Below are 4,109 nucleotides of genomic sequence, written 5' to 3' on the forward strand. Positions count from 1 at the left end.
AGCGCTGCTCCCGGCCCACCAAAGACAAGGAACAACGTAGACAGAGCACACGGGGAATGAGGCCCTGCGCCGCCGCTGGCGACACCTGGTGCACCCGGACCCGGTAGGAGACCAGCGCGGAACTCGTCACGTACCTGGCCGACCGCCTCGGCATTCCCATGGACCGGCAGGACCTCATCGGGCACGACAGGGTCCCCGGACCGAACTCCGCCCTGGTCTGCGGCATGCACCGGGACCCGGGCCCGTCCTGTCACCGGGAGCGCGATACATACGTCTCCTGAACGCCCCCGCCGACAGTAAGGAGTCATGGCGTGGGCCGGATCGGCTCGGCCGGGACGATCACTCCTGGGTTCGCCTACAACCGGCAGACCGTACGGATCTGTCCGTCCGACCCTCGACGGGTGCCACGCATGAGGGCACCGGGCGGCGCCGGCCTTCGAACTTCGACCACCTGCGTACCGCGCCCAGCCACTTCGCCCGCTTCGGTGATCAGGTCATCCACCCGGACGGCATGGGCACCAACCGGATCGACGACTGGGGCAGCACCGCGCAGGCCGGGCAGCGGTTTGTCGTCGTGGGCCGCAAAGGCGACTGGACGGCCAACTGGTACAGCGGCACGAAGGTCTGGTGCTGCAACCCGCACGGTCGCGACACCACACCCGCCCATGACGTGACAGTGGTCAGGGCCGGCGGCACCTCGCCGGTAGCGGTGTACGAATCCAGTCACCCGGATGCGGACGAGTACCCCGCCGGGCTGTCCTCCCACCCAGGCCCCGCCGACCTTCTGCACCGTCCCCGCCGGCCAGGCCTACGTCGCCACAGCCCGGCTGCGGCCACCGACGACTGCTTGCCGTCCATCGGCCGTGTCGTGACAGGCGGCAAGCAGATGTACACGATCCCGTACAGCCACCGAACCGGCCCCGTGAACGAGTCCGACGTCAATGCGCGGTGACGGTCAGAAGCGTTCATCCGGCCGCCGCCCCGCCGGGTTCCTCCGCGTAGTGGAGGGAGCATCTCCTGCGGAGCCGAATGCGGTGGAGCGCTGAGACCTGGTGTGGTGGCCGGCAAGCCCGGGCCACCACGCCACGGCATGGCGCGCGGGCGCCGTACCCCCGGCCTACGTGCAGAGGCACACGGAACCCGGCTGTGCCCACCGGCACGGCGAAAGGTCCCCAGGCTTGGGACGACCGGACCAGGGCGTGCTCGCCCGGCCGCGAGGTGCTTGGGGTGCCGTGCAGGGCGGCAGACAACTCCTGGTGCTGTGAACCTTCCCTCGCAGCGAGTGAGCGGCGACACACCACGGCGTCGTGCAGGCCTTGCGCAACATGAACCAACGATTGGCACCGTGTCAGTGAAGAGAGAGAGAGAGAGAGAGCTCTTATGCCCATTTTTCCCTTCCGTGGCAGGGCAGTGAGCGTGGGATGACACCCTGCACGCCCTGCGGCGTCTCCGCTCCGAGCGTTGGCAACAACTTGACACGGCAACCTGTCACAGGACGGAGGTGGCCCTGGTCAATGAAGCAGACGCGATTGGACGACTCTCAGTGACCACAACTCTTTCGGCTCCAGGTAACCAGCCCTGGAGCACATGGCGGCCGGACACCCCCCGTCCAGGTGCCGGCTGAAGGAGCGGGCCATCACGGCCGCATGATCGCGCAACTGAACAGCACGAGGAACGGAGACATCAGGATCATGTATCTCGAAGCGCCCCCCACGGAAAGTTCCCTGGACCAGGCCGTTTCTGTCTTCGTGGAGCTCCGTCCACGTCTCTTCGGCATCGCGTACCGCGTGCTCGGAAGCGCAGTCGAGGCCGAAGATGTGGTTCAGGAAGTGTGGCTGCGTTGGCAGAGGACTGATCGTTCCGCAGTGGTCAGCCCCGTGGCCTTTCTGTCCAGTACCACCACCCGGCTGGCCATCAATGTGGCTCAGTCTGCCCGTGTGCGCCGCGAAACCTACATCGGTCCGTGGCTGCCCGAGCCCATTGACACGAGTATGGACCCGGAGGTGGGCGCTCAGCGGGCGGAGGCTCTGGAGCTGGCTCTGCTCCTCGTGCTGGAGAAGCTGAGTCCCAATGAGCGGGCCGCATACGTCCTGCGCGAGGCGTTCGACTACACCTATGCCGACATCGCTGAAATTCTTCAACTCAGGGTTGTCAACGTGCGGAAGATCGTGAGCCGGGCCCGCAAGCATCTCTCCGCCGAGCAGCGGGAGACCGTGGACACGGAGGAGCACAGGCGCCTCCTCGAAGCCTTCGTCTCGGCGGCGCGAACAGGAAATGTTGCCTCGCTGGAGGCTCTCCTCACGCCGGATGCCGTCAGTCTCTCCGACGGCAACGGCCTTCGAGGCGCCGCTCGCGTCCCGGTTCTGGGCCGCGCACGCGTGGCGAACCTGGCGACTGCCACTCGGCGGTTCTGGCGCGAGGTGGACGTCCGAGGTGTCCAGGCCAATGGACGTTCCGCAGTGATGATCCACAGGGACGGTCGGCCCACGACCTTCCTGACAATAGCGGCCTCGCACGAGGGCATTTACAAGCTGATGTGGGTGTTCAACCCGAGCAAGATCGCGGCATTCTACGACTCGCGCTCTCGCTCCACGTCGGCACTCGACGCTCCGAGAGATGTGGCGTAGCCACGACGTGGATGAGGCGAAAGGTTTCACCAAGAACTGCCGCACCGGTGACCATGGCCCGCATTGACCGCGAAAGCCATCATTACCGGCGTTTCATCGCAGGGTACAGGTTGCACCCGCAGTGCCGGCCTGCCGCCACCGTGCCGTCAGGCGTCATCTCCCACGGAAACGCTCTTGACCCTGCCTGCCGACCCCACCCGCCGGGCGACGGGGACGACACCCACTGTTCCCATGACGCTCTCATTCACGAGGTGAGAGCAGGAGCTGCCAGACGCAGACCCGCGATGTTCGGTCAGCCAGGCTCAGCGTGGAGTCCCCGCGCGAGAACAGACAGTGACATGCCGCACGGCCGGCAGGCACCGCTGTGCTCGCTTTGCCCGACCGGTTGTCGGCGTTCACGCGAAGGTGCACGGTACGGTGCGCGTCTGCGTGCTCACCGTGCGAGCGCCGCCGGCGCCCCTGGAGTCGCACTCGGTACTGGCGTTTGCCGTTCGGCGGCCCAAGCTGGGCCAGGGTGTGGACATCCGCCACCGTCTGAAGGTCCTGGACGTGGTGGCCGTCGAGGCCGGTGGGGGCGTGTGCCCGGTGGTAGTGGTCGGTGCTGGTGTCAGCGAGTAGCCGGCGGGCGCACGCAGCGAGCGCGCCGTGCTGATTGAGGGAAGCGGAACCATCGACACTGCTGTCGAGCGACAGCCGACACCGTTCGGCTGCACACTCATTCGTGTTTCCCGAAGGGCCCGCACCATCGCGCCCACCCTCGTGCGCGGTCAGGGGGACCTTCCCTCGCTTGTAGGGCATGCGGATGTCGTTGTTCTGTGCCTGCGGCTGACGGGACAGCCACAGCGTTTGTTCGACGCCCGCCTCCTGAAGAGGATGAAGGACCAGGCGCTCCTGGTGAACGTTGGGCGACGAGGCATCGTGGGATTCCGACGACATTGCGAAGGAAACAGCCTCAGGACGGCTCAGGGCGGCGCCCGATATCACCGAGCCCGAGCCGCTGCCCCGTGTTCACCCTCAGCGGGGCGATCCGAAGGTTCTGATAGCGCCTCATGCCACAGCATGCACCGCGGACCTTCCGTAGCGCGCGGCCGGGTTCCTGGCGCTTGGATCCGGCATGTGAGGGCGGGGGAGGAACTGGAGTACCGGGTACCTGTCACTTCATGCCGTAGCGCGGAGGCAGGGCTCAGCCCCCCGGGCAGCCGGCTGTCGGTCGGGCCGTGTCTGAACCACCATGGCCGGTCCATGGAAACGGCAGATGATCTCTGCGCCGAAACCTTCGGCCGGGTGTGGTGCGACAGCCTTCCCGCCCAGCAAGAAGATCCCCGGCAGGCCGCGGCACAGGACCCCTGTGTGGATGCCCGCTGCTCCTGGCACCCCGAGATCACGACCCGAGCAGGAGCGCCTGCGGCAGCGGGCGCAGACGCTGCGCGGGTTCGCGCCATCCATGGTGGCGTGTGGGATGGATCAGGGGTAGGTTGTGCC

General features: G+C 66.9%; 4 protein-coding genes. All 4 read left to right on the forward strand.

Annotated elements, in window-relative coordinates; genetic code table 11:
• Positions 1-511: 511 nt before the first annotated feature.
• Entirely contained in the window at positions 512-952 is a 441-nt protein-coding gene (locus ACWCP0_RS41870; protein ID WP_451083944.1) for a hypothetical protein, read from the forward strand.
• 739 nt (positions 953-1,691) lie between these two features.
• Entirely contained in the window at positions 1,692-2,627 is a 936-nt protein-coding gene (locus ACWCP0_RS41875; RefSeq protein WP_451083947.1) for an RNA polymerase sigma-70 factor, read from the forward strand.
• A gap of 417 nt (positions 2,628-3,044) precedes the next feature.
• The gene (locus tag ACWCP0_RS41880) at positions 3,045-3,245 is read left to right on the forward strand and encodes a hypothetical protein (protein WP_451083945.1); all 201 of its coding nucleotides are present in this window, start codon (positions 3,045-3,047) and stop codon (positions 3,243-3,245) included.
• A gap of 27 nt (positions 3,246-3,272) precedes the next feature.
• Positions 3,273-4,109: NAD(P)-dependent oxidoreductase (locus tag ACWCP0_RS41885; protein ID WP_451083946.1), on the forward strand; the 837-nt coding region annotated here is incomplete at its 3' end.

It is taken from the genome of Streptomyces sp. NPDC001970, from assembly GCF_053594115.1.

What these genes read in the sequence shown, in the direction of transcription:
- ACWCP0_RS41875 (WP_451083947.1), top strand. Translation starts at nt 1,692, where the DNA reads ATGTATCTCGAAGCGCCCCCCACGGAAAGTTCCCTGGACCAGGCCGTT.
- ACWCP0_RS41870 (WP_451083944.1), top strand. Translation starts at nt 512, where the DNA reads ATGGGCACCAACCGGATCGACGACTGGGGCAGCACCGCGCAGGCCGGG.